Origin of the sequence: Streptomyces aureus (assembly GCF_001418135.1) — a bacterium.
Classification (GTDB): domain Bacteria; phylum Actinomycetota; class Actinomycetes; order Streptomycetales; family Streptomycetaceae; genus Streptomyces; species Streptomyces aureus_A.
The window spans coordinates 1-6,327 of record NZ_LIPQ01000161.1; the positions used below are offsets into that span (position 1 = coordinate 1).

General features: G+C 69.3%; 7 protein-coding genes and 1 pseudogene. 1 reads left to right on the forward strand and 7 read right to left on the reverse strand.

The features are described from left to right. From AOK00_RS15260 to AOK00_RS15280, 5 genes are all read right to left on the reverse strand, one after another. Positions 1–580 (reverse strand): ABC transporter ATP-binding protein (locus AOK00_RS15260; protein ID WP_159041771.1); only part of this gene is annotated, 580 nt, incomplete at its 3' end. Between the two features lie 119 nt (positions 581–699). Then, on the reverse strand, positions 700–1,314 hold the full coding sequence (locus AOK00_RS15265) for a PadR family transcriptional regulator (RefSeq protein WP_055600853.1): 615 nt from the start codon (positions 1,312–1,314) through the stop codon (positions 700–702). Positions 1,315–1,359: 45 nt separating this feature from the next. After that, a complete protein-coding gene (locus AOK00_RS15270; protein ID WP_055600854.1) occupies positions 1,360–1,899 on the reverse strand; it encodes a DinB family protein in 540 nt (179 codons plus the stop codon). 135 nt (positions 1,900–2,034) lie between these two features. Next, positions 2,035–3,492 (reverse strand): aldehyde dehydrogenase family protein, encoded by a 1,458-nt coding sequence (locus AOK00_RS15275; RefSeq protein WP_055600855.1) that lies wholly within the window; start codon positions 3,490–3,492, stop codon positions 2,035–2,037. A 101-nt stretch (positions 3,493–3,593) separates the two neighbouring features. After that, entirely contained in the window at positions 3,594–4,466 is an 873-nt protein-coding gene (locus AOK00_RS15280) for a helix-turn-helix domain-containing protein (RefSeq protein WP_055600856.1), read from the reverse strand. 307 nt (positions 4,467–4,773) lie between these two features. Between AOK00_RS15280 and AOK00_RS15285 the strand changes: the two genes are divergently transcribed. After that, positions 4,774–5,271, forward strand: a complete 498-nt coding sequence (locus AOK00_RS15285) for an ATP-binding protein (protein WP_055600857.1) — start codon at positions 4,774–4,776, stop codon at positions 5,269–5,271. Positions 5,272–5,412: 141 nt separating this feature from the next. Here AOK00_RS15285 and AOK00_RS15290 read toward each other — a convergent pair whose 3' ends face one another. Beyond that, complete coding sequence (locus tag AOK00_RS15290; protein ID WP_173861569.1) at positions 5,413–5,625, reverse strand: DUF397 domain-containing protein; 213 nt, start codon at positions 5,623–5,625, stop codon at positions 5,413–5,415. A gap of 238 nt (positions 5,626–5,863) precedes the next feature. Further along, positions 5,864–6,327, reverse strand: a pseudogene (locus AOK00_RS15295) (hypothetical protein); the annotation flags it as partial.

The following is a 6,327-nucleotide window of genomic DNA, read 5'->3' on the forward strand; positions in this document are numbered from 1 at the left end:
TCAGCAGCACCGTGGTGCCCCCGCCGACGAGCGAGCGCACCGACTCCCAGACCTCGCCACGCCCGCGTGGGTCGAGTCCCGTCGTCGGCTCGTCGAGGAAGAGCACCTCGGGCTCCGTGATCAGCGAGGCAGCCAGGTCGAGCCGCCGCCGCATGCCGCCGCTGAACTGCTTGACCGGCTTGCGGCCGGTGTCGGTGAGGCCGAAGCGCTCCAGGAGCTCGTCGGCCCGGGTGCCCGCGCGCCGCGCGCCCAGGTGGTGGAGCCGGCCGAACATCTCCAGGTTCTGCCGGCCGCTCAGCTCCTCGTCGAGGGCCGCGTGCTGCCCGAGCAGCCCGATCCGCCGCCGCACCTCCCGGGCCTCGGTCCGTACGTCGTGCCCCGCCACCCGCACCAGGCCCTCGTCGTGGCGGAGCAGTGTGGCCAGGATCCGTACGGTCGTCGTCTTGCCCGCGCCGTTGGGCCCGAGCAGACCGTGGACCGTGCCGCGCCGGACCGTGAGGTCGAGGCCGGCCAGGGCGTCCTTCTCCCCGTACCGCTTGCGCGCGCCCTCCACGAGGATCGCGTCCCCAGTCGCCGTCATGTCGATTCCTCCAGAAATCGTCGTAGTCAAATTTGACCAGTCGCCACCGACGGAGCAAGGTATGCCCTTCCGAGGCCTTAGTCAAACTTGATTAGCCTGCCCACTTCAGCAGTGCTCGATCAGGTCGCGAAGGGGTTCTCCTCACCTTCCGCGAGCACCCCCACGAAGGGTTCGCCCTCACCCGCGAACACATACGCCCCGCCCTCGATCCGCTCGATGAGGCCGAGCGTCCACTCCTTGCCGGCGTCCGCCGAGTGGACCCACATGTGCATGATCTCGCCGATGTGCCCGAGCTGACCGGGACCACCCTCCGGCGTGTAGTACTCCGTGACCGCGGTCCGCCACTCGTCGAGCGCCCGCACCCGCTGCCGCAGCAGCTCCGCGGCCTCTTCGCGGGGCAGGTCCACGATGAAGCCGATGCCCGCCGACAGGACGTCCATCTTCTGGTCGTACGTGGTCAGCGCCTCGCGCAGCAGGGCGAAGTACTCCTCGCGGCCGCCCTCCGTCAGCTCGTACTCGACGCGCGGCGGCCCGCCCACCGCGCTCGGTGCCACCTCGTGCGCGTGCAGCAGTCCCTGCTTCGCCATCTGCTTCAGCGCGTGATAGATCGAGCCGGGCTTGGCATGGGACCACTCGTGCGCGCCCCAGAACTCCAGGTCGTTGCGGACCTGGTAGCCGTGGGCGCGGCCGTGCTGCTTCACGGCGCCCAGGACGAGAAGACGGATGGCCGACATCCCACGTACCTCCTAGTCAATTTTGACCAGGGTACGCGCAGGGGGTCACCCCGCCTGCTCCGCCGCGATCAGTTCGAAGGAGCCCTTGCCGTCCAGGGACTCGCGGATGACGTCCGCGTGCCCGGCGTGCCGGCCGGCCTCCTGCACCAGGTGGAGCAGCATCCAGCGCACCGACACCCGTCCGTCCTCGGGGAACCAGGGCGCCTTGGGCAGCGGGAAGGTGTCGTCCAGACTCGGCACCGAGCGGATGTACTCCTCGGTCTCCTTCGCCACGCCCGCCCAGAACTCCACGATCTCCGGGATCGTCTCGCCGTCCACGAGCCGGAAGCCCTCGCCCCAGGTCTCCTGGGTGCGCCGGCGCTCGTTCGGCAGCTGCTGGGCCAGCCGGAGCCAGTTCAGCTCGACCTCGGCGACGTGCTTGAGCAGCCCGGAGAGGCTGAGCTCACTGGCGCTGGGGCGACTCGCCGCCTGCTCCTCGGTGAGACCGAGGAGCGAGCGGCGGATCGCGGCGCGCTGGGCCTCGACGAAGTTGAGGAGCGCGCCGCGCTCGTCGCCGTGAGCCTCCGTGGGAACCAGAGCCACCATGATGTCCGCCTTCCGTACGCCTGCGCAGATGGGTGCCGGGGAGGCCTGACGCCCCTCTTCCCGACACCCCTCACGTTACGAACCCTTGCGGACAAGTACTGTCCGCAAGGAGGAACCGGCGGGCCCGGAGGGGGATCAGAAGGGGAAACGGCTCCGGCCGTGCTGGATCGAGATCCACTTCTGGGTGGTGAAGCTCTCCACCATCGCCTCGCCGTTGAGCCGCCCGACGCCCGAGTGCTTCTCGCCGCCGAAGGGGACGATCGGCTCGTCGTGCACGGTGCCGTCGTTGATGTGGATCATGCCGGTGTGGATGCGCTTGGCGACCCGTACACCCCGCTCGACGTTCCCCGTGTGGACGGCGCCGCTGAGCCCGTACGGCGTGTCGTTGGCGATCCGCACGGCCTCCTCCTCGCCGTCGAACGGGACGATCAGGGCGACCGGGCCGAAGATCTCCTGGCCCAGGATCGGGGCGTCCGGGGCGAAGCCGGTGAGGACGGACGGGGAGACGAGGTTGCCGTCGACCGTGCCGTGCAGGAGTGCCGTGGCGCCGGCCTCGACCGTCTGGTCGACCAGCGAGGAGACGGCCTCCGCCTGCTGGGAGTTGATGAGCGGACCGATGTGGGTGGCGGGGTCGGCCGGGTCGCCGACGCGCAGGGTCTTCACCTTCGCCACGAACTTCTCGGTGAACTCCTCCTCCACCGTACGGTCCACCAGGATCCGGTTGGCGGCCATGCAGACCTGGCCCTGGTGCACGAAGCGGCTGAAGACGGCCGCGTCGACCGCGTAGTCCACGTCGGCGTCGTCGAGCACGATCAGCGCGCTGTTGCCGCCGAGTTCGAGGACGGCGTGCTTGAAGTTCTGCGCGCAGACCGTGGCGACGTGGCGGCCGACCTTGTCGGAGCCGGTGAAGGAGATGACCTTCGGGACGGGGTGGGTCAGGAGCGCGTCGCCGATCTCGGCGATGTCGGTGACGACGACGTTCAGCAGCCCGGCCGGCAGACCGGCCTCCTCCAGGACCTTGGCGACGAGGGTGCCGCCGCAGATCGGGGTGTTCTGGTGCGGCTTGAGGACGACGGCGTTGCCGAGGGCCAGCGCGGGCGCGACCGACTTGATCGACAGGAGGAAGGGGAAGTTGAAGGGGGAGATGACACCGACGACGCCGACGGGGACGCGGTAGACGCGGTTCTCCTTGCCGTCGACCGGGGACGGCAGGATGCGCCCCTCGGGGCGCAGCGCCAGCTGCACCGCCTCGCGCAGGAACTCCTTGGCGAGGTGCAGCTCGAAGGCCGCCTTGAGACGCGTGCCGCCGAGCTCGGCGACGATCGTCTCGGCGATCTCCTCCTCGCGGTCCTCGACGATCCGCAGCGCCCGCTCGAAGACGAGCCGGCGGGTGTACGGGTTGGTCTCGGCCCACTCGGCCTGGGCGCGCTCCGCGGCGCGGTACGCCCGGTCGACCTCACCGGCGGTGGCGACCGTGATCGACGCGAGCTTCTCCCCCGTGTACGGGTTGAAGTCGATGATGTCCCACGAGCCGCTGCCGGGCTTCCACTCGCCGTCGATGTACTGGTGGGCCAGGTCGGTGAAGTGCGACATGGATCGAGACCCCTCTACCCGCTCTACTTCCGTACGGATGACAGAAGTGACGTCGAAACGCCGAAGCGTCGGAACTGATGTCACGTCATCGTACTGATGTGTCAGGTGAGTTGGAGGAGCCCTCGGAGAAGGTCGCGACTTTCGGCCGGATCCGGCCCTTCCTTCTGCAGCCGCTCCATCACGCGCTGGTACTGGGCGACCTCCTCGCGCTTGTCGAGGTAGAGGGCGCTGGTGAGTTGTTCCAGGTAGACGATGTCGGAGAGGTCGGACTCGGGGAAGCTCAGCATCGTGAAGGCGCCGCTCTCGCCGGCGTGCCCGCCGAAGCTGAAGGGCATGACCTGGAGCGTGACGCCCGGGTGTTCCGAGATCTCGATCAGATGCCTCAACTGGCCCCGCATGACGGACCGGTCGCCGTAGGGGCGGCGCAGCGCGGCCTCGTCGAGGACGGCGTGGAACTGCGGGGCGCGCTCGGAGACGAGGATCTTCTGCCGTTCGAGGCGGAGCGCGACGCGGCGGTCGATCTCGGCGGCGGGGGCGTCGGGCATGCCCCGGGTGACGACGGCCTGGGCGTACGCCTCGGTCTGCAACAGACCGTGGACGAACTGCACTTCGTAGACGCGGATGAGGGAGGCGGCGCCCTCCAGGCCGATGTACGTCTGGAACCAGCCCGGCAGGACGTCGCCGAAGCTGTGCCACCAGCCGGCGACGTTGGCCTCGCGGGCGAGCCCGAGGAGCGAGTCTCGCTCGGCCTCGTCCCCGACCCCGTACAGCGTGAGCAGATCCTCGACGTCCCTGGCCTTGAAGCTCACCCGTCCCAACTCCATGCGGCTGATCTTGGATTCGGACGCGCGGATCGAGTAGCCGGCCGCCTCGCGGGTGATCCCGCGCGACTCGCGCAACCGCCTCAGCTGTGAGCCCAGCAGGATGCGCCGCACCACACTCCCGCTCGCTCCGCCCGATTCGCCTGCGGTCACGGCTCCCAGCCTCCCCTTTACGGTGTCGAGCCCCCGTCGAGCCCCGGATTCTGCCACCAAACGCTTCAGCGCGTACACATTCGATTACGGAAAGAGGGCGAGTTCCGGGCAGTCGCGGAAAGTTCCCCTCCAGCAGCGGACGACTTATGCACAGATTAGGCACGGGGACGGACAGGTCCGGCGCGTGCACGTGCATCTGCCCTTGCATCCAGTGGTCGCATTCGGAACCATGGACCCCGCGCAGCCGCGTACTCGTTCGTGTTGTCGTGTTGTCGCACCACAGTCGCGATTCCCGGGAGTGCCTCGCATGGGGACGAATGGATCGACCGTGCTCGAGCCGTTACGGCAGGGCCTTCCGCCGATCGATCCCGGCGCCGTCTCCACCTCCGCCTCGTGCGCGCTTCCCGCGCGGTACGAAGCCGTGCGCGGAGCCCGCAAGTTCACCAGCGCGACACTCGACAGCTGGGAGCTGACCGAGCGCTTCGACGACGTGGCCCTGGTCGTCTCCGAACTCGTCACCAACGCGCTGCGCCATGCGATGCCCGCCGACGCGCCCCAGGAAGAATGCCAGAACCCACCGGTTCGCCTGCATTTGATGCGCTGGTCCTCGCGCCTGGTGTGCGCCGTGCGCGACCCCAGCCGGGAGAGCCCGGAGGCACGCGGCGGCGAGGAGGACTTCGCCGCCGAGTCGGGACGCGGACTGTTCCTGGTGGACTCGTTCAGTGACAGCTGGGGGTGGCATCCGCTCGCCGGCACGCTGCGGGGCAAGGTGGTGTGGGCGCTGTTCCGGATCGGTCCGGAGTAGCCGCGCCGCACACCGCCCATACGAATGAAGGGCCCCGGCCGCATCCGCCGGGGCCCTTCTTCCGTATGCCCATCGTGTGTCCGCGGTCCGCGTACCCGCGGGGGGGGGTCGCCCACTCGCGGTCCACGCGCCGCGTGGCGCTCACACCAGGTGGTCGAACTCGCCGTCCTTGACGCCGAGGAGGAGCGCCTCTATCTCCGCGGGCGTGTAGACGAGGGCGGGCCCTTCGGGGTGTCGCGAGTTGCGTACGGCAACGTTTCCCCCCGGCAGTTTGGCGAACTCCACGCAGGATCCCTGGGAGTTGCTGTGCCTGCTCTTCTGCCACACGACACCTCGCAGCTCCGTGGCCGCCATGCCGTTGTACGCGCGATGCGCATGATGCACTGGTAGCTCCCCGAGTTGCTTGGTGCAGGTGTCAACTTCCTCGGATCATAGCTGTGTTCATATGCCAATGCATGAGCAGATGCACGTGCACGGGGGGTGGCGTAGCGGCTACGCGACAGAGCGTGCTACCAGCGAGTACGGCGCCCCAGTCCCCCTCACCCTACGGGTCCCGATCTTCGACCGACGGCCCAGGAGACACCGTCTCCGCTCAGGAGGGACCGCCTTTGGGGATCAGAGGCAGCTCGGAGAGGAGCTTCCCCGCCCGGTCGTAGAGCGCCGTGCCGACCTCACCCATTCCCGGCCCGGTGTGCGCGTACCAGACGCCCCAGCCCGGCCTGCCCGGGAGTTCGAGCAGGGCGGCGACGACCTTGCGGCCCTCGGCGTTCGTCAGCTCGACGCGGCCCGCCGCTCGGGTCCCGTAGTAGAGCCCCGAGTGGAACGCCCCCTTCGGGTTCCCCTGACTCTGATGGCTGACGCCCGGCGTCATCACGTCGATGTTGCCGTCGGTGACGCTGCGGTCGTTCTCGTAACCGTCGGGCCCGGCCCAGTGCTTGCCCTCCGCCGTCAGCCAGACCTTCCACCCCTTCCCCGCGTTCACCCGCTCGCCCGGGTCCACGACCCTGACCGGGGTCGGGACCGGCGGCGCCTCGCTCGCGCGTACGGGCGGCGCCG